General features: G+C 43.3%; 18 protein-coding genes. 12 read left to right on the top strand and 6 right to left on the bottom strand.

What is annotated here, in order from left to right; all coding sequences use genetic code 11:
• Nucleotides 1-81 precede the first annotated feature (81 nt).
• From EAE92_RS06915 to rluA, 5 genes are all read left to right on the top strand, one after another.
• A complete protein-coding gene (locus tag EAE92_RS06915) occupies nt 82-561 on the top strand; it encodes an Hcp family type VI secretion system effector (RefSeq protein WP_110085952.1) in 480 nt (159 codons plus the stop codon).
• A 2-nt stretch (nt 562-563) separates the two neighbouring features.
• Complete coding sequence (locus EAE92_RS06910; protein ID WP_046394827.1) at nt 564-1,304, top strand: hypothetical protein; 741 nt, start codon at nt 564-566, stop codon at nt 1,302-1,304.
• A gap of 819 nt (nt 1,305-2,123) precedes the next feature.
• Entirely contained in the window at nt 2,124-4,472 is a 2,349-nt protein-coding gene (locus tag EAE92_RS06905; RefSeq protein WP_214067546.1) for a DNA polymerase II, read from the top strand.
• A 195-nt stretch (nt 4,473-4,667) separates the two neighbouring features.
• Nucleotides 4,668-7,574: an RNA polymerase-associated protein RapA gene (gene rapA, locus EAE92_RS06900; RefSeq protein ID WP_214067545.1), complete on the top strand. Its 2,907-nt coding sequence runs from the start codon at nt 4,668-4,670 to the stop codon at nt 7,572-7,574.
• Nucleotides 7,575-7,669: 95 nt separating this feature from the next.
• Nucleotides 7,670-8,320: a bifunctional tRNA pseudouridine(32) synthase/23S rRNA pseudouridine(746) synthase RluA gene (gene rluA, locus EAE92_RS06895; protein ID WP_214067544.1), complete on the top strand. Its 651-nt coding sequence runs from the start codon at nt 7,670-7,672 to the stop codon at nt 8,318-8,320.
• 236 nt (nt 8,321-8,556) lie between these two features.
• Here the strand turns inward: rluA and djlA are convergent, their stop codons facing one another.
• Nucleotides 8,557-9,378, bottom strand: a complete 822-nt coding sequence (gene djlA / locus EAE92_RS06890; RefSeq protein ID WP_036812221.1) for a co-chaperone DjlA — start codon at nt 9,376-9,378, stop codon at nt 8,557-8,559.
• A 184-nt stretch (nt 9,379-9,562) separates the two neighbouring features.
• Here djlA and lptD point away from each other — a divergent pair, with 184 nt between their 5' ends.
• From lptD to apaH, 6 genes are all read left to right on the top strand, one after another.
• A complete protein-coding gene (gene lptD, locus EAE92_RS06885) occupies nt 9,563-11,887 on the top strand; it encodes an LPS assembly protein LptD (protein WP_214067543.1) in 2,325 nt (774 codons plus the stop codon).
• Nucleotides 11,888-11,956: 69 nt separating this feature from the next.
• On the top strand, nt 11,957-13,258 hold the full coding sequence (gene surA, locus EAE92_RS06880) for a peptidylprolyl isomerase SurA (RefSeq protein WP_214067542.1): 1,302 nt from the start codon (nt 11,957-11,959) through the stop codon (nt 13,256-13,258).
• Complete coding sequence (pdxA, locus tag EAE92_RS06875; protein ID WP_110085956.1) at nt 13,236-14,255, top strand: 4-hydroxythreonine-4-phosphate dehydrogenase PdxA; 1,020 nt, start codon at nt 13,236-13,238, stop codon at nt 14,253-14,255. Before surA ends, pdxA begins: the two co-directional genes overlap by 23 nt.
• Complete coding sequence (gene rsmA / locus EAE92_RS06870; protein ID WP_214067541.1) at nt 14,248-15,066, top strand: 16S rRNA (adenine(1518)-N(6)/adenine(1519)-N(6))-dimethyltransferase RsmA; 819 nt, start codon at nt 14,248-14,250, stop codon at nt 15,064-15,066. Before pdxA ends, rsmA begins: the two co-directional genes overlap by 8 nt.
• Nucleotides 15,067-15,078: 12 nt before the next feature.
• On the top strand, nt 15,079-15,456 hold the full coding sequence (apaG, locus tag EAE92_RS06865; RefSeq protein WP_036812231.1) for a Co2+/Mg2+ efflux protein ApaG: 378 nt from the start codon (nt 15,079-15,081) through the stop codon (nt 15,454-15,456).
• A 2-nt stretch (nt 15,457-15,458) separates the two neighbouring features.
• Nucleotides 15,459-16,274, top strand: a complete 816-nt coding sequence (gene apaH / locus EAE92_RS06860; RefSeq protein ID WP_214067540.1) for a bis(5'-nucleosyl)-tetraphosphatase (symmetrical) ApaH — start codon at nt 15,459-15,461, stop codon at nt 16,272-16,274.
• 55 nt (nt 16,275-16,329) lie between these two features.
• Here apaH and folA read toward each other — a convergent pair whose 3' ends face one another.
• Nucleotides 16,330-16,815 carry a type 3 dihydrofolate reductase gene (folA, locus tag EAE92_RS06855; RefSeq protein WP_214067539.1) on the bottom strand — a complete coding sequence of 162 codons (486 nt, stop codon included), beginning with the start codon at nt 16,813-16,815 and terminating at the stop codon, nt 16,330-16,332.
• A 178-nt stretch (nt 16,816-16,993) separates the two neighbouring features.
• Between folA and EAE92_RS06850 the strand changes: the two genes are divergently transcribed.
• Nucleotides 16,994-17,608, top strand: a complete 615-nt coding sequence (locus tag EAE92_RS06850) for a LysE family transporter (RefSeq protein ID WP_214067538.1) — start codon at nt 16,994-16,996, stop codon at nt 17,606-17,608.
• Nucleotides 17,609-17,628: 20 nt separating this feature from the next.
• Here the strand turns inward: EAE92_RS06850 and parM are convergent, their stop codons facing one another.
• From parM to carB, 4 genes are all read right to left on the bottom strand, one after another.
• Nucleotides 17,629-17,772, bottom strand: a complete 144-nt coding sequence (gene parM / locus EAE92_RS06845) for a plasmid segregation protein ParM domain-containing protein (RefSeq protein WP_339959356.1) — start codon at nt 17,770-17,772, stop codon at nt 17,629-17,631.
• Nucleotides 17,773-17,992: 220 nt separating this feature from the next.
• Nucleotides 17,993-18,895, bottom strand: a complete 903-nt coding sequence (locus EAE92_RS06840) for a LysR family transcriptional regulator (protein ID WP_214067536.1) — start codon at nt 18,893-18,895, stop codon at nt 17,993-17,995.
• Between the two features lie 51 nt (nt 18,896-18,946).
• Nucleotides 18,947-19,906: an acetyl-CoA carboxylase carboxyl transferase subunit alpha gene (accA, locus tag EAE92_RS06835; RefSeq protein ID WP_214067535.1), complete on the bottom strand. Its 960-nt coding sequence runs from the start codon at nt 19,904-19,906 to the stop codon at nt 18,947-18,949.
• Nucleotides 19,907-20,286: 380 nt separating this feature from the next.
• Entirely contained in the window at nt 20,287-23,511 is a 3,225-nt protein-coding gene (gene carB, locus EAE92_RS06830) for a carbamoyl-phosphate synthase large subunit (protein ID WP_214067534.1), read from the bottom strand.
• Nucleotides 23,512-23,522: the final 11 nt, after the last annotated feature.

Raw genomic sequence — 23,522 nt, 5'->3', positions numbered from 1 at the left:
TTTAAAAATAAAACTGGGTAATATAAATCTTTTTTGTTATAAGTGTTTTTTATGTGTTAATTTTTCATAAAGGATTTAATAATGTCTAATTTGATTTATGCGACCATAAAAGGAAAGAACCAAGGGTTAATTTCAGCTGGCTGTTCTACTTTTGATTCTATTGGTAATAAATATCAAGAGAACCACCGGGATCAAATACTAGTTTACTCCGCTACACATTCTTTAACTCGAGTACAACATGTAAGCCATCATCCTTTTAATATCATAAAACCCATCGATAAATCCTCTCCTTTACTTGGACTAGCAATTTCAAACAACGAAGAACTTCATATCCTGTTAGATTTTTATAGAACTTCATCAGAAGGCGCTCAAGAAAAGTTTTATTCAATAGAATTAACAAAAGCAAAAATAAATGCTTTTCATACTAATTACCCCCACTCTTTAACTCATGCAGAAAATCAGCCAGAAGAGAGTATTTCTGTCATTTATCAAAATATAACTTGGAGTCATCACATTGCTGGTACTTCTGCTTATAGCATCAGAGATGATGAGGTTTATTAAGAATGAATAAATTGCGTGACAGGGTATTAAGTAATAATTTTTGTACATATAACCCAAGTTCCAGGCCATCTTTTAGGCGATGGGATGAAATAGATGCTTCAATTTATCTTCTTAATCGATTTATTCCAGGCTCAGTAAATTATCTGGATGGTTATAAAGATGCATATGTGAAATATAACAGGAACTTAATTTTAAAATATGCCCATATAGAACAAATCCCACCGAACCTTTTGGCCGGTGTTGCCAGAATAGAAGCCGGCGGTAAACCGGATATGTGGAAATTAAACACTATTGCAATGAGGCAATGGCGTGAACAGGCTTTTAATCTTGATAAAACTCGCTCAAAAGGCTCAAATGAAACTTCTACGGGTATAGTTGCAATACAAATAAGACATGTAGCAGATATGATGGGCTTTGACTCAAATACATTAACAACAACAGACCAGTTAGAAATCGCAAATTGCCTTCAAATTGATGAATTTAATATTAAAATGGTTGCTCGTCATTTAAGAGATTTAATTCTCTATGATTATCCTAATGCAGATACCAAGAACTTAACAAAAGAACAATATATCATGGCTGGTTCTAGATATAACCGTGGTATAACAAGAGAAAAGAGGGATTTCATAAGAATAATGAACACTCCGCCTGAATTAAGCACTACTGATGAAAAAAAATGGATTTCTTACGGAGTAAGTATATATAAGCGGCTGGATTATTTAGATAATTTACTTCAAGGATAAAAATGAAAATATCAGATGTATTTACATTTTTTATGTTAAGTTTTTTATCCTTTGGATTAATTAACTCATTCGCTTTTCCTAGGGTTACAGACTTTTTTGACTTCAACTCAGTTGATTGTGATATATGGCAGTATGAAGATGGAGGTATTGATATAATCACTTCCATATTTATATTAATCCCACTTAGTCCTTTTTATATAGCCTGTTTTTACAAGTCATATTTTTTATTTAAGAGCAATAAAATCAGATCAATAAGTTATTTTGTTTTTGCCTCCATTTTTATTCTTTATTGGTTCTATACTTACTACGCTAGATTTATGCTTTATTGCTAGACGGGATAAGCGTAATGGTGCCTAACCTGACGGTTTTATAAGTTTAATCCGTCTTTTAATTTTATTAAAATCCCCATAAATAACTTAAACTCTTTGGTAGATTTTTCTTTAATATTTCACTTACTCTATTTACCTCCATCTTTCAAGGTGGAGTTAGATATAATTCATATATTTTATAGTAATTCCACAATCAATATTCTGAAAAATATAATTAAGAATAAAGCTATATAATATTAAAAATGCATTAACAATAACGAATGAAATACATTTCATACGACTATATTCTTATAGATATATTTAATAATACCTGTCTTATCATTAAAGCTATTTATTTTCCATTCTTTGCAATAAAGAGGTAGTTTAGGCAATGTTTCGATTATCATTTATGCACCACATCACTATAGCGAGATTAGATAACTGTATAAATAACCATGACCCAATGCTATAATTGTAGTTATTTTCAACAAATATAAGCGCCAGCCTCTATATGCAACAGAATCATGCTGAACAAGGTTTTATACTGACACGCCATTGGCGGGATACTCCCTCGGGTATTGAGGTGGCATACTGGCTGGTGACAGATCAGGGGCCACGTCATATAAAAATTCTTCACCAACAAGCTGTCGCTTTTATCTTGCAAACTAATATGCCGCAGGTGGAAAAAATTCTGGCGCAAGAGCGCAACTACCATCTCCGTCCACTTTCATTGAAAGATTTCAATCGCCAACCTGTTGCCGCGCTTTATTGCCAGCAATATCGCCAATTACAACGGATTGAAAAAGTGCTACAGCAACAGGAAATTCAGGTTTATGAAGCAGATATCCGTCCACCAGACAGATTTATGATGGAACGTTTTATCACTGCTCCCATCTGGTTCAGTCAGGCTCCTAATGGTAGCTATCAGATGAAACCCAACCCAGCTTATCGCCCAACATTGAAATGGGTATCCCTGGATATTGAAACCAGCCGGCATGGAGAACTCTATTCCATTGGATTAGCAGGATGTGATCAGCAAAAAGTATTTATGCTTGGCCCTGCTGACAGTAATGAGCACCCGGTAAATTTTGATTTGGAATATGTAGCAAGTCGTCCGAAAATGCTGGAAAGACTCAACGAGTGGCTGGAAAAATATGACCCTGACGCCATTATTGGCTGGAACCTGATTCAGTTCGATCTGCGGATTTTACAAAAACATGCTGAACGCTACGGTGTTCCACTGAAATTTGGACGGGACGGAGGGTTACTGGAGTGGCGGGAACACGGCTTTAAACCGGGGCACTTTTTCGCTTCCACTGCCGGTCGGTTGATTATTGATGGTATCGAAGCACTGAAAACCGCTACCTGGAATTTTCCTTCTTTCAGTCTGGAATATGTCTCGCAAGAACTACTGGGCGAAGGCAAAGCCATTGATACACCCTATCAGCGTATGGATGAGATTGACCGCCGTTTCCAGCAAGATAAGCCCGCACTGGCGCAATATAATCTGCAAGACTGTATTCTGGTAAACCAGATTTTCGATAAAACCCACTTAATGAAGTTCCTGTTGGAAAGGGCAACAGTTACCGGTCTCGCCGTAGATCGCAGTGGCGGTTCAGTCACCGCTTTCACCCATCTTTACATGCCAAAAATGCACCGCATCGGTTATGTCGCCCCAAATCCAGGCGGGAAGCCTGAAGATAACAGCCCCGGTGGTTTCGTGATGGATTCTCGCCCCGGCTTGTATGATTCAGTGCTGGTGCTGGATTATAAAAGTCTGTATCCCTCGATTATCCGCACTTTTCTTATCGATCCTGTCGGTATGGTGGAAGGTCTGGCACAGCCGGACAGCAAGCATGCGGTTCCCGGTTTTCGCAATGCCTTCTTTTCCCGTACTCAGCACTGCCTGCCTGATATCGTGACGCAAATCTGGCATGAACGTGACGCAGCAAAAAAACAGCATAACGCCCCATTGTCACAAGCATTGAAGATCATCATGAACGCTTTCTACGGCGTTCTTGGGGCGGAGGGCTGTCGTTTCTTCGACCCGCGCCTGACGTCTTCCATTACTATGCGCGGCCACGAAATTATGCTCCAGACCAGAAAGCTGATTGAATCTCAAAACTATCAAGTTATCTATGGTGATACAGATTCTATCTTTATATGGCTGAAACAGGCGCATGAAGAAGAACTGGCTCTCAGTATCGGCAAAGAACTTGCGCGATTCGTTAACCAATGGTGGCAAAAACACCTGCAAGAACATTTTGGGCTTAAAAGCACCCTTGAGTTGGAATTTGAAACTCACTATCGCCGTTTTCTGATGCCAACCATCCGTGGGGCTGAACAAGGCAGTAAGAAACGTTATGCCGGTCTGAGTGGTGACCGCATGATCTATAAAGGTCTGGAAACAGTACGTACTGACTGGACACCTCTGGCGCAAGACTTCCAGAAGCAACTGTATTCACTGATTTTTCATGAACAGCCTTATCAAGAATTTATCCGTGGTTATGTTACCAGTACCCTAAAAGGAAAATTTGATGATAAACTAATCTACCGTAAAAGGTTGGGCCGTAAGTTGTCTGACTATCAGCGCAATATACCACCCCATGTGAGGGCAGCAAGGCTGGCAGATGAATACAATCTGCAACATAACCGGCCCTTGCAATACCAAAATGGGGGTTGGATAAGCTATGTCATGACACAGTCCGGGCCGGAACCACTGGAAAATCTGCATTCACCACCAGACTATGATCACTATATCAATAAGCAACTTCAGCCTATCGCTGATGCTATCCTGCCGTTTTTACAGGATGATTTTATAACTTTACTCACCGGACAGATGGTAATGCCTTTTGGCTAATTACTATTTGGCTGATTACTATTTTTTGCAGGTGACGGCCGGCTTTGCTTCCATTAACATATCGCCCCTTTGACGAGTGATAAGGGAATTAACGGGGTGTCTTGCTGTCTGCCCATTATCTCCGTTAGACCAAATAAAAAGCTGTCGTCCTCCACCTATGAATAACATTATCTAACAGAAACTGAGTTAAAATTTATGCCATTTACCCTCGGTCAACGCTGGATCAGCGATACAGAAAGCGAACTTGGATTAGGAACCGTTGTTGCACTGGACGCACGAATGGTCACTTTGCTCTTTCCTGCCAGCGGCGAAAACCGCCTCTATGCGCGCAATGATTCTCCTATTACCCGTGTTATGTTTAACTCGGGGGATGTTGTCACCAGCCATGAAGGCTGGCAACTCAAAGTGGATGAAGTCCAACTAGAAAATGGCCTGCTGATTTATACAGGCACACGGCTTGATACTCTGGAAGAAAATACCAGTCTACGCGAAGTATTCCTTGATAGTAAACTTACCTTCAACAAACCACAGGATCGCCTGTTTGCTGGTCAGATTGACCGTATGGACCGCTTTGCCTTGCGTTTTCGCGCCCGTAAATATCAAAGCGAACAATTTAAACTGGCTGAAAGCGGCTTGCGGGGTATCCGCGCCAGCCTGATCCCTCATCAACTTCATATCTCTAATGAAGTCGGCAAACGCTACGCGCCAAGGGTTCTATTGGCCGATGAGGTCGGTTTAGGTAAAACCATCGAAGCCGGGATGATCATCCACCAGCAATTGCTGGCCGGTCGTGCTGAACGCGTTCTGGTGATTGTACCCGATAGCCTTCAACATCAATGGCTGGTAGAAATGCTACGCCGTTTCAACCTGCGTTTCGCCCTGTTTGACGATAGCCGCTATACCGAAGCACGACACGACAGTGATAATCCATTTGAAACAGAACAACTGATACTCTGTTCACTGGATTTTGTCCGCCGTAATAAACAGCGTTTTGAGCATATGCTTGAAGCTAGCTGGGATCTGATGGTGGTGGATGAAGCTCACCATCTGGCCTGGAGCGAGGATGCTCCTAGCCGTGAATATCAGGTTGTCGAACAATTAGCTGAACAGATCCCAAGTGTACTGCTATTGACTGCAACACCAGAACAGCTAGGGCAAGAAAGCCATTTTGCCCGTCTACGTCTACTTGATCCAAACCGTTTCCACGATTATCAGGCTTTTATCGACGAACAACAAAAATACCGTCCAGTTGCCGATGCTGTCACACTGCTGTTATCCGGTGAACAACTTAATAATAATCAATTAAACCTAATGGGTGAGTTGATTAGCGAGCAAGATATTGAGCCTCTGCTGAAAGCCGCCAATAGTAATAGCGATGAAAGTGAAACCGCACGCCGTGAACTGATTTCCATGCTGATGGATCGTCACGGCACCAGCCGTATTCTGTTCCGTAATACCCGTAATGGCGTAAAAGGCTTCCCCCATCGAGAACTACACCAGATAAAGTTGCCTCTGCCATCCCAATATCAGACCGCTATTAAAGTCTCCGATATTATGGGCGCTAAAAAATCGCTGGAAGCACGCGCATGGGATATGCTCTACCCAGAACAAATTTATCAAGAGTTTGAAGGCGAAAATGCTACCTGGTGGAACTTTGATCCCCGCGTAGAGTGGCTACTTGGTTTTCTGATGGCAAATCGTCATGAAAAAGTATTGGTAATTTGTGCTAAAGCAACCACCGCTCTGCAATTGGAACAGGTACTACGTGAGCGCGAAGGGATTCGTGGCGCTGTTTTCCATGAAGGTCTATCACTGATTGAACGTGATCGCGCCGCAGCCTATTTTGCTTCCGAAGAAGAAGGAGCTCAGGTATTACTGTGTTCCGAAATTGGCTCAGAAGGCCGCAACTTCCAGTTCGCTAACCAATTAGTGATGTTTGATTTACCATTCAATCCAGATTTACTGGAACAGCGTATCGGACGCCTGGATCGCATCGGCCAAAGCCGTGATATCCAGATTAGTGTGCCTTATCTGGAAAATACCGCCCAAGCCGTCCTGATTCGTTGGTATCATGAAGGTTTGGATGCATTCGAGTATACCTGCCCAACCGGTCGTACTATTTATGATCACTATTATGAAACTCTGCTGAACTATCTTGCCAAACCCAATAGTCAGGAAAAATTTGGTGAATTTATTGATCAGTGCCGCCAGCAACATGAGCAACTCAAACAGCAACTGGAGCAAGGCCGTGACCGGCTGCTGGAAATGAACTCCAACGGTGGCGAACATGGTTTGCAACTGGCGGAAAAAATTTCAGAGTATGATAATGATACTGATCTGGTGAACTTCTCACTCAACTTATTTGATATCGTTGGTATTAATCAGGAAGATCGCAATGACAACATGATAGTGCTGACACCATCCGATCATATGCTGGTCCCAGATTTCCCTGGGTTACCCAAAGATGGTTGTACTATCACCTTTAATCGTGAACAGTCCCTGTCTCGTGAAGATGCTCAGTTTATCAGTTGGGAGCACCCAATTATCCGTAATGGATTGGATCTGATCCTTTCCGGCGATACGGGTAGCTGTGCGGTATCCCTTTTGAAAAATAAAGCATTACCTGTTGGAACCCTGCTGGTAGAACTGATCTACGTAGTTGAAGCTCAAGCCCCGAAACACCTGCAATTGACCCGTTTCCTTCCACCAACGCCATTGCGGATACTGATGGACCTGAAAGGCAATAATCTGGCTGGTCAGGTGGAGTTTGAAAGCTTTAACCGCCAACTTAATGCAGTGAATCGTCATACTGCAAGTAAACTGGTCAATGCGGTACAAAAAGAAGTTCACGCTATTTTGCAACAGGCCGAAGGTTTAGTAGAGACTCAGGCTCAATCATTGATTGAACAAGCGAAACAGCAAGCAGATGAAAATCTCACTGCTGAACTTTCCCGTTTGGAAGCATTGAAGGCCGTCAATCCAAATATTCGTGATGATGAATTGGAAGCAATTGAATCCAATCGCCAACAGTTGTTGCTTAACTTAAATCAGGCAGGCTGGCGTCTGGATGCTATTCGCCTTGTTGTCGTTACGCATCAGTAAATATTAGCAATACCCGGAGGCTGGACCGGAATGGGGTAAACTTTACTAAGCACCCTATTCCGCGCCTCCCCTAATATTCAGCTACCGGAGCCTCAATGGAAGCTTATAACCCTCCTACCGATCCCTGGTTACATGTGCTTTATCAGGATCAACATATCATCGTAGTCAATAAACCTAGCGGGTTACTTTCTGTTCCTGGTCGGGCAGAAGAACATAAAGACAGTATTATGACGCGGATACAACAACAGTTTCCTATAGCAGAATCTGTTCACCGGCTAGATATGGCAACCAGCGGCGTAATGGTAGTTGCATTAACCAAAGACGCAGAGCGTGAATTGAAACGCCAATTCCGTGAACGAGAACCGGAAAAAACCTATATTGCGCGGGTTTGGGGACGTCTGGAACCAAAAACTGGTCTTGTCGATTTGCCGCTGATTTGTGACTGGCCGAATCGACCAAAGCAGAAAGTGTGTTTTGAAACCGGGAAATCGGCTCAAACTGAATACGAAGTACTCGCTTACGAAGATGAGGCAACGCGAGTAAAACTCTCACCGATAACCGGTCGTTCACATCAGCTCAGAGTACATATGCTAGCACTTGAACATCCGATTCTGGGAGATCGGTTTTATGCTCACCAGCAGGCAAGAGCAATGGCGCCTCGCCTGCAATTACATGCACAAGAGTTATATATCACACATCCGGCCTATGGAACGCCAATGCATTTTCAGTGTAAAGCCGATTTTTGATTAATAGACAAATACAGTAACCGAATCCAATGAAGCCAATATCAAACATAAGGCCAAGCCACAACAAGCCAAAAGAACACGGATATTTGCCATTTTTTGCCTTCCTCCTAAATTAAAACAAAATAAAACATAAAATATTCTAATATTTTAGAGAAATAAAAAATAAACTCAACAGCCGTAGGGGATGTTATTCCCCTATATATTTAGTGGCATGTTTTTAAAGATAAAAAAATAGCCTATTTAAAACCCTTCTCTTTTTTAATGAGATCATAGGCAGCCTGAATTGACTGGGCCTTTTGTTTAGCAATCTCCATCATTTCCGGTGGTAAACCTTTTGCTACCAGCTTATCCGGATGGTGTTCACTCATCAATCTACGATAGGCACGTTTAATTGTCGTCGCGTCATCCTTTTCACGCACACCTAACACCTTACAAGCGTCCGCGAGTGTTGGCCCCTGCGCGGCCCTCTGATAACCGCCATACTGCCGTTGCCGCCACTCTCCTCCATCACCGAAATTGCGGCCACCTTCCATCATGGCAAGGAATTGTTCAAATTGATTACGAGAGATCCCAAGTTCATCAGCAATAATAAACAGCACCTTCCTCTCATTCGGATGCAATTGCCCATCAGAAAATGCAGCCTGTAATTGGATCTCCAAAAACATGCGAACTAAGTCAGACCGGCCAAAACAGGCACGACGCAATTGTCTTAGTGTCTCACGCAAAGGAAAATTGGGCTCTTTACCTTCACGAAAAGCCTGCTGTGCCGCTATCCTGGCTTGTCCGTGAAGTTGCATGCGATCCATTAACTGGCTCGCAAGACGAATATCTGTTTCAGTCACCCGCCCTTTTGATTTAGTGATATGCCCCATCACCTGAAAAGTACTACTGAAAAATAGCAATTGACGAGACTGATTATTTGCAAAAAAACCTTGGTTTCTCCGTGCGCTCGCCCTATCAAGCATATGACCAATAAACAGACCAATGACAATACCCCAAAAGCCTGCTCCAGACACAACACCAAAAATCAGCCCAAGCAATTTTCCCCAATAATGCATATACTCCTCAATTCACCAATGCTCTGAGTGTCGTTTTGCATTATCATACTATTCATTCAGCTCCGTGCCTAACGGCAAGATAAGTAAAGGTATGACTTTACACTGGCGCATATTCATCGAGTGCGCTAGTCTCTTGAGGTTTGCCCGGCATAATGCCACTGATGATGGAACCGCATAAATATTTATGAAGAAATGTTATCCAACTTTGCTGGCCACAACGGTATGGGCCGCACTTTATGGTCAGCATGCGCATGCTGATCTCGCAGCACAGTGTATGCTGGGTATACCTGTTTATGATCAGCCAATAATTAATGGCGATCTCAATCAACTCCCTATCAATATTCTGGCAGATGATTCACATGCAGATTATCCACGTTCTGCTAAATTTATCGGTAATGTTAATATTAAACAGGGTAATAAGACCCTAACCGCAGATAAAGTACAACTTGATCAAACAGAAGATGAAGTTCCGTTAAGAACCGTGACTGCAACGGGTAATGTTCATTATGATGACCCTCTGATTATTCTAAAAGGGCCACGCGCCTGGTCTAATTTAAATAATAAAGATACCGATATGTATCAGGGTGATTATCAAATGGTCGGGCGTCAAGGACGCGGCACCGCAGACAAAATGAAACTACGTGGTGAAAACCGTTATGCCATTCTGGATAATGGTACTTTTACTTCCTGCCTGCCCGGTAATGATAGCTGGAGCGTTGTCGGCTCCGAAGTTATTCTCGATCGCGAAGAAGAAGTGGCCGAAATATGGAATGCCCGTTTCAGAATGGCTAACATTCCAGTATTTTATAGCCCGTATCTTCAATTACCGATCGGTAATAAACGCCGTTCAGGGTTTCTTATTCCTAACGCCAGCTATTCCAAAAAAGCCGGCTTTGAATTTCAGCTGCCTTATTACTGGAATATCGCACCGAATTATGATGCGACGATTACACCGCACTATCTCAGTAATCGTGGTTTAAAACTGGATAATGAATTCCGCTACTTAACCAAAGCTGGCACAGGTACCCTTGCTCTCGACTGGCTGAATAACGATGAGCAATATGTCAAAGACAAAAAGACAAACACACGTACCGCCAGAGAAAGTGATAATCGCTGGTTATTCTACTGGAGACACAGCGGTGTGATGGATAGGGTATGGCGTTTTAATATCGACTATACCAAAGTCAGTGATCCTGAATATTTTTCTGATTTCAGCTCTCAGTATGGTTCCACCACCGATGGCTATGCCACGCAAAAATTCAGTCTGGGCTATGCTCAACAGAACTGGAATGCCACGCTATCAACTAAACAGTTCCAGATTTTCTCTAAAGATACCAGTAGAAAAGCCTACAGAGCTGAACCACAGTTAGATTTGAACTATTACAAAAACGATCTGGGGCCATTTGACCTGAAAGTCTATGGTCAGGCGGCAAAATTCACCAGTGTAGGTAAAAACAACCCGGAAGCAACCCGCTGGCATCTGGAACCCTCCATTAACCTGCCGCTCTCCAATGGCTGGGCCAGTATGAATAATGAAGTTAAGCTGATGGCGACTCACTATCAGCAGGATATTCCTAAGGCTCTTGAGAATGCTGAATATAAAGAATCTGTTAACCGGGTTCTGCCGCAGTTCAAAAGCGAAGCCAAAATGGTGTTTGAACGTTCAACATACCTGAACAGCAATTACACCCAAACGCTAGAACCACAGGTTCAGTATCTGTATGTACCATACAAAGACCAAGATAATATCAACAACTTCGACTCATCTTTACTACAAACCGACTATACCGGCCTGTTCCGTGACCGCTTTTATGGTGGCCTGGACCGTATTTCATCTGCCAATCAAGTGACTACCGGTCTCACTACCCGTCTTTATGATGAAGGTTTAGTTGAACGTTTTAACCTGTCATTAGGTCAAATCTATTACTTTGAACGTCCACGCACCGGTAAAGAAACCATCATCAACAGTAAAGATAATACAGGTATGATGACCTGGGCAGGTGATACTTACTGGAAAATTAATGATTCCTGGGGCTTGAAAGGCGGCATGCAATACGATACTCGCCTAAGCAGCGTAACGATGGGGAATGCAGTGCTAGAATATCGCCGTGATGAAGACCGACTTGTGCAATTGAACTATCGTTTTGTTGACAGTGATTATATCCAAGCTACAGCTAAGAGCGCGCCGGCTTTCCAGCAAGGGATTTCTCAAGTCGGTCTGGTTACAAGTTGGCCGCTAAGTGATCGCTGGGGCTTCGTAGGCGCTTACTACTACGATACTAAAGAACAGCAACCAGCCAGTCAGTTAGTGGGTTTGCAGTACAACACTTGTTGCTGGGCAATTAACGTTGGTTATGAACGCAAGATCATTGGTTGGAAAGACAACGATAGCGAATATGACAACAAATGGTCATTTAATTTTGAACTTCGTGGCTTAAGTAACAATCATAGTTTAGGTAGCCAGAAAATGTTGAAGTCTGGCATCATGCCATACCAACGAGCATTCTGATGCCAATAGCGTTTTGATATTAAACACGATAAATCCGCTACTGCGGAACCTACATATGATGGGAAAAGTATGAAGAACTGGAGAACTCTCATTTTCGGATTGATGTTTTCAGTGAGTACTGCTTTCGCAGCGCCTCAGCAAATGGATAAAATTGCCGCAGTCGTTAATAACGGAGTGGTACTGGAGAGCGACATCAACAACCGCTTACAATCTGTCAAACTGGATGCGCAACATGCCGGCCAGCAAATACCGGATGAACAAACGCTACGTCATCAGATCCTTGAACGTCTGATTATGGATAACATCCTGTTACAAATGGCAAAACAGATGGGAATCGCCATTCCTGATCAAGCATTGGATTCTACAATTGCCAATATTGCAGCTCAGAACCACATCACTGTGGAACAAATGAAATATCGCATTACTGCTGACGGAATGAGTTTCGATACTTACCGCGATCAAATCCGTAAAGAGATGATGATAGCAGAGGTGCGCAATAATGAAGTTCGCCGTCGTGTCACCATTTTGCCTCAAGAGATCGACGCCTTAGTTAAACAAATTAGCAACCAGAATACTAACGATACAGAACTGAATCTCAGCCATATTCTGATCCCATTGCCAGAAAACCCTGATCAGGCACAAATGGAAAAAGCCATGACGGTAGTGCAGAAAATTATGTCTGAACTTAAACATGGTGTTGATTTCGGTAAATTGGCTATCGCTTACTCTGCTGATCCACAAGCGCTGAAAGGCGGTAATATGGGTTGGAGTCGGCTTGAGGAATTACCAACTCTGTTTGCTGAACAACTGCAATCAGCTCAGAAAGGAGCCATTGTTGGCCCAATCCGCTCCGGTGTTGGTTTCCATATTCTCAAAGTCAATGATATCCGTGGCGGTAACCCAACCATCGCCGTCACTGAAGTTCACGCCCGCCATATTCTATTGAGAACTTCCCCTGTCATGACCGATGATCAGGCTCGCACCAAGTTGCAGCAAATCGCCAGTGATATTCGCAGCGGAAAAACTGATTTTGCCGATGCCGCAAAAGAGTTTTCAGACGATCCTGGCTCAGCCCTACGTGGCGGCGATCTCGGCTGGACTACCCCTGACATCTATGATCCTGCTTTCCGCGACGCGTTAATGCGCCTGAATAAAGGTGAAATCAGTCAACCTGTTCACTCATCTTTTGGCTGGCATCTGATCCAACTATTGGATACCCGCAAAGTTGATAAAACAGACGCCGCTCAGAAAGATCGCGCTTACCGTATGTTGTTCAACCGTAAATTCACCGAAGAAGCACAAAGCTGGATGCAGGAACAACGCGCCTCAGCTTATGTGAAAATTTTAGATGGCAGCGATGCACAACAATAAACCGATTATTATCAATAAACCAATTGTTATTACCCCCGGCGAGCCTGCCGGGGTCGGACCCGACTTAACGGTTGCTCTCGCTCAACAAAGTTGGCCAATGCAATTGGTCGCTTGCGCAGACCCCAATCTGCTTCTCGACAGAGCCAAACAACTTAATTTACCTTTGCAATTACAAGAATACTCTGCTGACAAAACCCCCGAACCACAGGCTGCCGGGACGTTGACAATATTGCCAGTTCCTCTTCATGCCCCCGCAATCGCCGGCGAATTGAACCAAGAAAACGGCAGATATGTCACCGAAACACTGGCCCGAGCCTGTGACGGCTGTTTAAACGGAGAATTTTCAGCACTAGTCACAGGACCAGTTCATAAAGGGAATATCAACGATGCCGGCGTGCCTTTTATCGGCCATACCGAATTCTTTGCCGATCGCAGCGGATGCCAGCGAGTTGTCATGATGCTTGCAACAGAAGAGCTTCGGGTCGCCTTGGCAACGACTCATCTGCCGATTGTTGATGTACCAAAATCCATCACTTTCGATAGTCTGCGGGAAGTGATTACTATTCTTAACCATGATTTAAAAACAAAGTTTGGTCTGGCGAAACCCTGTATTTATGTTTGCGGTCTGAATCCCCATGCGGGAGAAGGCGGCCATATGGGACGGGAAGAGATTGATGTCATTATTCCTGCATTAACCAGTCTGAGAGCAGAAGGCATTGTGCTGGAGGGTCCTTTACCGGCAGATACCCTGTTTCAACCTAAATATCTTCAACATGCAGACGCCGTGCTCTCAATGTATCACGACCAAGGATTACCCGTGTTAAAATACCAAGGTTTTGGCAGAGCAGTGAATATTACATTGGGCCTGCCGTTTATCCGTACTTCGGTGGATCATGGCACAGCACTGGAACTGGCCGGGACAGGTCAAGCTGATGTGGGAAGCTTTATCACCGCATTGAATTTAGCAATTAAAATGATACAAAACAGTAATGAATAACAGAGTTCACCAAGGGCACTTTGCCCGTAAACGTTTCGGGCAGAACTTCTTAACCGATCAATTTGTCATTGATAGTATTGTTGCCGCTATCAATCCACAACCCGGCCAAGCAGTGTTGGAAATTGGCCCCGGTCTTGGTGCATTGACAGAACCGGTCGGCGAGCGCATGGATAAAATGACCGTGGTTGAACTCGACCGCGATTTGGCCGCTCGTCTACAAATCCATCCGCAACTAAAAGATAAACTTACTATTATCCAGCAAGACGCCATGACGGTTAATTTTAGCGAATTGTCTCAGCAAAGAGGGGAGCCGCTGCGCGTCTTTGGTAATTTACCTTATAATATTTCCACACCGTTAATGTTCCACCTTTTCAGCTATACTGGTGCTATTGCCGACATGCATTTTATGTTGCAAAAAGAGGTGGTAAACCGTCTGGTAGCCGGCCCCGGAAGTAAAGCTTTCGGGCGCTTGAGTGTCATGGCTCAATATTATTGTCAGGTTATCCCTGTGCTGGAAGTACCGCCAACTGCGTTTACTCCCGCACCTAAAGTCGATTCAGCCGTTGTACGTCTGATACCGCACAAAAGCATACCTCACCCTGTCAAAAATATTCGTATGCTGAGTCGGATCACGACTCAAGCTTTCAACCAACGGCGTAAAACCATCCGTAACAGCCTCGGTGATCTTTTTACTGTAGAACAGCTAACGGGACTTGGTGTCGATCCAAGTACCCGTGCAGAAAATATTTCTGTCGAGCAGTACTGTAAAATGGCAAACTGGCTATCAGAACAACCTGAAATGCTGTCATAACAGGAGTCAATTATGATTAATACGCCCAGGGTTTCTATTCAGGTACAAAGTGTTTATGTAGAAAGTCAATCGTGTCCCGATCAACGGCGTTTCGTTTTTGCCTATACAATCACTATCCGAAATCTTGGGCGCGAACTGGTTCAATTAATTAATCGTTACTGGCTAATTACTAACAGTGATGGTCATCAAACAGAAGTTCAGGGGGAAGGTGTTGTTGGTGAACAACCCATAATCCAGCCAGGGACCGAATACCGTTATACCAGCGGCGCAATATTGGAAACACCCTTGGGTACTATGGAAGGCCATTATGAAATGGTCGACCACAATGGTGAACCATTCCGCGTTGCCATTCCGGTTTTCCGTCTGGCTATCCCAACGCTGATTAATTGATTATGTCTACATATCTCATTGGCGATATTCACGGCTGTTATCGTGAATTACGAGCTTTATTAACTAAAGTCGATTTTGATCCTAAAAAGGATACGTTGTGGTTAACAGGAGATTTAGTTGCCCGCGGCCCGGACTCTCTTAATGTTCTCCGGTATGTTAAACAGCTAGGCTCAGCCGCAAAAGTGGTACTAGGCAATCACGATCTCCATTTATTGGGAGTTTATGCCGGGATCAGCCGTAATAAACCTAAAGATAAAATTGATTCGTTACTGTCTGCGCCAGACGCCGATGAATTAATTAATTGGCTACGCAAACAACCGTTACTACAGTGCGATGATGATCTAAAACTACTCATGACACATGCTGGCATTACGCCTCAATGGGATTTGGAAACAGCCAAAATGTGCGCTAGCGAAGTTGAAACTATGCTCAACAGTAGCAGTTACCCTCTGTTTCTCAATTCCATGTATGGAGATATGCCAAACAACTGGTCACCAGAACTCTCTGGACTGGCGCGTTTGCGCTTCAGTACCAATGCATTGACACGCATGCGTTATTGTTTTCCAAATGGTCAATTGGATATGTTGTGCAAAGATAAACCCGAAAACGCGCCTGCGCCGCTAAAACCCTGGTTTGCACTGCCACGCCAGATCCCATCAGGGTATGGCATCGTTTTCGGTCACTGGGCATCATTAGAAGGTCAGGGAACACCCGACGGATTTTATGCATTGGATACAGGGTGCTGTTGGGGAGGACAACTGACGATGCTACGTTGGGAAGATAAACAATATTTCACACAATTATCGTTACCGCAGTAAAACAGCACGAAAGCCAGACACGCCGTGAAAAAAGCTCATCGGCGTGTTCTATCAATTAGAGGCGACGTTGTAAAATCTCAAAACAGTAGCTGTGAGAATTTAATTCATCGGCATCATGGTATTCAGTGAATTCAGAATCCCATTCATCCGGTTCATAGTCAGGAAAATGCGTATCGCCTATCACTTCTGCATCAATGTGTGTCAGGTACATGCGATTCGCTCGTGAAATAAATTGGTCATAAACTTTACCACCACCCATGACCATAACCTCTTCTGCATCACCTGCCACAGACAGTGCTTCATCAACTGAACTTACCCAGGTTACACGTTCATCATTACCCGGCTGATTACTCAATACAATATTGAGCCTTCCAGGTAACGGATGACCTATGGATTCATAAGTCACTCTCCCCATAATAACGGGTTTATTCAATGTATTACGTTTAAACCAGGCTAAATCCCCCGGCAGATTCCACGGCATTTTATTCTCCATGCCGATAACCCGATCCATAGCTAAAGCAGCGATCAAGCTGATATTCATTAAGTCACCTTATAGGCAAATAGTATAAAAATTGATGACACTATACGGAAAGGGATGTACCCCGTCGATAGGCTCAACACCTTCTTAAGTACAAAAAATTAATTTATACTCGGTTTATTACTTAAGACATTTATTGATTGAAATAATAACAAAACTAATATTAACTATAGGGTACATTATGCTGGAAACATCACTAGTCGTCATCACTATCTCAACGTTGGGTATGCTCTCTCCCGGTCCTGATTTCTTTCTGGTAGTCAAAAATGCCATACGTTACCAACGTTCTGCCGCCATGATGACAGTTATGGGCTTAATCGCCGCTATCGCTTGCCATATGGTTTACTGTGTCGCCGGGTTGGCGATTGTTATCACTACAACGCCGTGGCTATTTAATCTGATGAAATATGCTGGAGCGGCTTATCTTATTTGGATTGGGATCAATAGCCTGTTTTCTCGCGGAGGGAATACTCTCACTCTCGATGATCAACCACGACAGATTGTCACTTTCAAAAAAGCGTTTATGCAGGGGTTTTTATGTAATTTGCTCAATCCCAAAGCAACGTTGTTCTTCCTGGCAATATTTACTCAGTTACTAAATGTCAATTCTGGTGTTGGTGAGAAATTGTGGTATGCCTCTATTATCTGGGGATTGGCGGTTATCTATTGGCCTCTGTTAGTCATATTGATTCAAAGCGCACCAGTACGCCGCGGATTAGCTAAGACTCAGAAAGTTATTGATAAACTACTAGGTATTGTTTTGATTGGCTTAGGTGTCAAAGTAGCTCTGGGATAACAGACAGTGATTCTTTCTCTTTAATTTTTCAATAAACATAAAAAAAGTGCGCTGAACAGAGCGCACCTTGCCCAATCACCACTGAACGCATTCTGGGAAACGTGCGTTTTGACTTTCCCGTCCTGCATCTTGGCCAGCTTTACGTTAGTAGAGCCATCGTCCACAAACAATCTTCAACATATAAGTGCTCTCATTCTTTTTTATGGCAAAGCCGAAATAAAAATACTTCTAAATTGGAGAGAAGTGACATTACTATATTGGTGCTACATTACTGGTTCGCCCAAATTTGTTAAATATGAAGGAATTCAATTAACTTCATGAATTTCACCTTTATCTAATAAAATCATGTTCATACTCTTTTAGTTGATGGCCCCCTACCAAACATTAAGTAAATTTTAAGTCAAGGCAGACAAAAAGATGATTCAAAAAGGCGTCTATTTTAGGAGAGAGTGAACTGCGACTTGCATAAATGGCTCTTAATTCAATGGGAGCTGGTTGCTCAGCAAATATGATTGTTTGCAATTTACCTTGCCGAATCTCTTCTAAGCATGTATCCAGAGACAATATCGCAAATCCTACACCTTTCTCTGCTGCCTTCTTTGCTAAACTTCCGCTGTTGACCCGGAAATGACTATTAATATTTATTCTCTTTTGACGACCACCCTGATCAATAAACACCCACGGTTGCCCTTTAATAGCACTCAAGCTCGAGATACAAGGCATATGAGCAAGTTGATCCAGAGTATCCGGTCTTCCTGTTTGTTCAAGTAACTTCGGAGATGCCACAACCACACTCTTCCACGATTTAATTAAACGTGAGTGATAACTACTATTTTCGAGCTCACCACGATAAAAGGTCAATAACAGATCGATATCATTACTAATGACATCTAGTGGCATCAATTGCGTATCACAATGAATGGATATTTTAGGATGTTGCAAAGCAAATTGCGCTATGATATCTGCTAATAATTCGATACCCACTTCACTGGGTATCGTCATACGCAAAGTCCCTGACAATAATTCAGAATGAGTAATTTGATTTATTGTTTCGTCTAATTCTGCATACAGTTTTGTGCTTCGTTGTAATAGGATTAATCCTTGCTCTGTCAAACGCATGCGTCTCGTTGTACGCTCAATCAAGCGACAGTTAATTTGTTTTTCTAGCTGTTTAATTCCGCGGCTAACATTGGATGTCGGTATAGAGAGCTGTTCTGCCGCACGAGCAAAACTTCTCTGAGTTGCAACCATTATAAAAATCCTTAATAAATTAAGGTCAATACTCATATACTCTCCGCGATAAAACTTTTTTCCATGATTAGCTGTGCGGCATTCATATTAACAATAACCGATCGCCATAATTTTTTGATATCTGGCTTTAACCAATTTTCCAGTATCTAACAAACTTAACTCTGACAAATCTTTAATAAGTTGCTGTTTAAGGTTTTCGGCAGCCTGCCGATAATTGCGATGAGCACCGCCTAAAGGCTCCGGAATTACGCTATCAATAATACCTAAATTCTTAAGACAAGTGGCTGTCATTCCCATGACTTCTGCGGCAAATTGGGCTTTTTGCACATCTTTCCATAGAATGGATGCACAGCCTTCCGGCGATATCGCAGCATAGGTACTGTACTCCAACATATTAATACGATCACCGACTCCAATAGCTAAAGCACCACCGGAACATCCCTCTCCTGTGATGACACAAACAATCGGTGTCTTCATACGAGACATTTCCATAATATTACGCGCTATCGCTTCTGATTGCCCTCGTTCTTCCGCGCCAATTCCAGGATACGCTCCGGCAGAATCAATAAAAATAATGATAGGCAAATGAAAGCGTTCCGCCATTTTTATCAAACGTAATGCTTTACGATAGCCTTCAGGTGAAGGCATTCCGAAATTACGCATGACTTTTTCTTTTGTGGTACGGCCTTTTTGTTGCCCGATCAACATGACCGGACGATTATCTAACCGCGCTAATCCCCCTACTATTGCTTTATCATCCGCGAACATCCTATCGCCTGCCAGTTCCTGAAACTCAGTAAAAATCAGGTCAACATAATCTAATGTATAAGGCCTCATAGGATGCCTTGCTAACTGCACAATTTCCCAAGCACTCAGGGAGGAAAAAATAGATTGCGTTAATGATTGGCATTTTTTCTCCAGTAAACTGATTTCTTCTTCTATTTCAACCTGTACAGGATGACATTTTTGTCTATACACTATTAACGCTTCAATTTTTTCATACAACTCAACGATTGGTTTTTCAAATGCAAGATAAGTTTTTGACATAACACTCTTGGTTCAATGGCATTCCAAAAGAACCAGTGTAATAAGAAGGTTTACACCTATCTATGCCTTAATCTGGGATAATTTATTATCAAAACAGGGATAAAGATGGGAAATAGAAAACGGTTGAATAAGCATTCAACACTCTTTGGTTCATAAAGTGGTAATCAAAGAATGGTGAATTTATCATCTTAAAATGATGATTTTTATCTGGTTCATGAATCAGTTTTTCAATGATCTTTCAGCCCCTACATTAAATTTCATTAAAATCATATAGATACATTTTTTATAATGACCCCATTATTTTAAATGAGGTTTTCAGCAATCTGAAAAGTGCGCTGAACAGAGCGCACTTTTTTTACTTCAATTAATTAGAATATAGACTAGCTATTAATCGCCGCATGCATTTCTTGTACAGAAATCACTTGCTCAGTTGGATCTGCACTCAGTGCCATTGTTGTCGCAAATCCACCATTTAACGTGGTGTCATAATGCACTTTATATTGCAGTGCACTACGGCGAATAAGTTTGGAATCCTCAATTGCCTGACGACCCGCAGTCGTGTTGACAATATAGCTATATTCACCATTTTTGATTCTATCCTGAATATGCGGACGCCCTTCATGAACTTTATTCACCAGACGAGGGTTAATCCCCGCTTCACCTAGTACAACCGCAGTACCATGAGTCGCATCCAGTTCAAAACCCTGTTTCAGCAACTTAGCGGCCAAATCCACAACCCTGCCTTTATCACCTTCACGCACTGACAGAAGCGCTCTACCACTTTGTGGCATTTTAGCGCTACACCCCAATAGTGCTTTTGAGAAAGCTTCGGCAAATGTACGCCCAACGCCCATTACTTCTCCGGTTGACCGCATTTCAGGCCCAAGAATCGGATCTACACCTGGAAATTTGTTGAAAGGCAATACAACCTCTTTCACCGAATAGTATGGTGGGATGATCTCCTGAGTTGCGCCTTGCTCAGCCAGAGATTGACCAACCATCACTCGAGCTGCAACTTTCGCTAGTGGTAAACCGGTCGCTTTAGAAACAAATGGCACAGTACGAGCTGCACGTGGGTTAACCTCAATCAGATAAACCTCGTCATTCTTGACGGCAAACTGGACATTCATCAAACCACGCACACCTAATTCAAATGCCAGTTTTTCTACCTGTTGACGCATAACATCCTGAATTTCCTGACTTAAGGTGTAAGCAGGCAGTGAACAAGCTGAGTCGCCGGAATGCACGCCAGCCTGCTCAATATGTTCCATAATGCCGCCAATCAAGACACGCTCACCGTCACAGATAGCGTCAACGTCCACTTCCACTGCATCATCAAGGAAACAATCAAGCAATACTGGGGCATCATTAGAGACACTGACCGCAGTCTGGAAGTAACGACGCAGGTCAATTTCGTCATATACGATTTCCATCGCGCGACCACCCAAAACATAAGATGGACGAACCACCAACGGATAACCGAGAATGTTTGCCTTCTCAACCGCGCGTTCTATCGTGGTTACTGTGGCATTTTCAGGCTGTTTCAGGCCAAGGCGATTTACTGCCTGTTTGAAACGTTCACGATCTTCCGCACGATCAATCGCATCCGGGCTGGTACCAATAATTGGAACACCGGCGATTTCTAGTTCACGAGCCAATTTCAGCGGAGTCTGCCCACCATAATGCACAATCACCCCTTTTGGCTGTTCAACACGCACAATCTCAAGAACATCTTCCAAAGTCACCGGTTCGAAATAGAGACGGTCCGAAGTATCGTAATCTGTTGAGACGGTTTCCGGGTTACAGTTCACCATGATGGTTTCATACCCATCTTCACGCAGTGCCAGGGCTGCATGAACACAACAATAGTCGAATTCAATCCCTTGCCCGATACGATTAGGGCCACCACCCAATACCATGATTTTTGGCCTATCACTATTCGGATTAGCCTCACACTCATCTTCATAAGTGGAATACATGTATGCAGTATCAGTCGCAAATTCTGCCGCACAGGTATCGACCCGCTTATAAACCGGATACAGGTTATATTTGTGGCGCAGCTTACGGATCTCTTTTTCAGCCACACCAACCAGTTTTGCCAAACGCGCATCAGCAAAACCTTTGCGTTTCAGATGACGCAGGAAGTCGGCCGTCAAGCTGTTAATGCCCTGCTCTGCCACCTGCTCTTCCAATCGCACCAGCTCTTCAATTTGTACTAAGAACCAGCGATCAATATCAGTCAGGTTAAACACACCATCAACCGACATACCCGCACGGAAAGCATCGGCGATATACCAGATACGTTCAGCACCTGCATCTTTTAATTCGCGACGAATTTTAGTCAGTGCTTCTGGATCATCTAAATTGACTTTCGGATCAAAACCGGTTGCCCCAATTTCCAAACCACGCAATGCTTTTTGCAAAGATTCTTGCTGAGTACGGCCAATCGCCATCACCTCACCAACAGATTTCATCTGGGTTGTCAGACGATCATTGGCGCCAGCAAATTTCTCGAAATTAAAGCGAGGAACTTTAGTGACTACGTAGTCAATAGAAGGTTCAAAGGAAGCTGGCGTGCGACCACCAGTGATATCATTCATCAATTCGTCAAGGGTATAACCCACAGCCAATTTAGCGGCAATTTTAGCAATTGGGAAACCTGTCGCTTTCGAAGCCAACGCAGAAGAGCGGGAAACACGTGGATTCATTTCGATGATAACTAAACGGCCATTTTTTGGGTTCACCGCAAACTGTACGTTAGATCCCCCAGTTTCTACACCGATTTCACGCAATACCGCCATCGAAGCGTTACGCATGATTTGATACTCTTTATCCGTCAGTGTTTGTGCCGGGGCGACTGTGATGGAATCGCCGGTGTGAATCCCCATCGCATCAAAGTTTTCAATGGAACAAACGATAATGCAGTTATCATTTTTATCCCGCACAACCTCCATTTCATACTCTTTCCAACCAATCAGAGATTCATCAATCAAGAGCTCGTTGGTTGGTGAAAGATCCAGTCCACGTTCACAAATTTCCTCGAATTCTTCACGGTTATAAGCAATACCGCCACCGCTTCCTCCCATAGTAAAGGAGGGGCGGATAATACAAGGAAAACCGACTTTATCAGCAACCGCCAGCGCTTCTTCCATTGAATGGGCGATACCAGAACGCGGAGTTTCCAAGCCGATCTTTTTCATTGCTATATCGAAACGGCGACGATCTTCCGCTTTATCAATCGCATCTGCGGTAGCGCCAATCATAGTAACGCCAAACTCTTTCAGAACTCCCTGACGCTCCAGTTCTAGCGCACAGTTGAGTGCGGTTTGCCCGCCCATTGTTGGCAGAATCGCATCAGGACGCTCTTTTTCAATGATTTTACGCACCACTTCCCAGTGGATCGGCTCAATATAAGTAGCATCAGCCATCTCGGGATCAGTCATAATGGTGGCAGGGTTCGAGTTCACCAGAACGACACGATAACCCTCTTCCCGTAACGCCTTACAGGCTTGTGCTCCTGAATAGTCGAATTCACAAGCCTGACCAATAACAATTGGGCCAGCACCCAGAATCAGGATACTTTTAATATCAGTACGTTTTGCCATTTTATTTTCTC

The organism is Photorhabdus hainanensis (genome assembly GCF_018448965.1).
GTDB classification, from domain to species: domain Bacteria; phylum Pseudomonadota; class Gammaproteobacteria; order Enterobacterales; family Enterobacteriaceae; genus Photorhabdus; species Photorhabdus akhurstii.
Note: the sequence above shows the minus strand (reverse complement) of the source record. Positions and strands in the feature narration are given on the sequence as shown.